Raw genomic sequence first — 491 nt, forward strand, 5'->3', positions numbered from 1 at the left:
GACAACAAGTATGGCTGCAAGGAAAGCCTCGTCGACGGCATTCGCCGCGCCACCGACACGATGATGGCGGGCAAGGTCGCCGTCGTCTGCGGCTATGGCGATGTCGGCAAGGGGTCTGCCGCGAGCCTGCGTGGGGCTGGCGCGCGGGTCAAGGTGACCGAGGTCGATCCGATCTGCGCGCTTCAGGCGGCGATGGACGGCTTCGAGGTGACGGTGCTGGAAGATGTGGTCGAGAGCGCCGACATCTTCATCACCACCACCGGCAACAAGGACGTGATCCGCATCGAGCACATGCGCGCGATGAAGGACATGGCGATCGTCGGCAATATCGGCCATTTCGACAATGAAATTCAGGTGGCGACGCTCAAGAACCACAAGTGGACCAACATCAAGGACCAGGTGGACATGATCGAGATGCCCTCGGGCAACCGGATCATCCTTCTTTCCGAGGGGCGCCTGCTCAATCTTGGTAACGCCACCGGGCACCCGTC

1 protein-coding gene is annotated in these 491 nt (G+C 61.7%); it reads left to right on the forward strand.

What is annotated here, in order from left to right:
• Window positions 1–491, forward strand: a 491-nt coding sequence (locus C6W92_RS17480; protein WP_164989299.1) for an adenosylhomocysteinase, incomplete at both ends; no start/stop codon positions are given.

It is taken from the genome of Roseovarius sp. A46, assembly GCF_004126395.1.
Classification (GTDB): domain Bacteria; phylum Pseudomonadota; class Alphaproteobacteria; order Rhodobacterales; family Rhodobacteraceae; genus Roseovarius; species Roseovarius nitratireducens.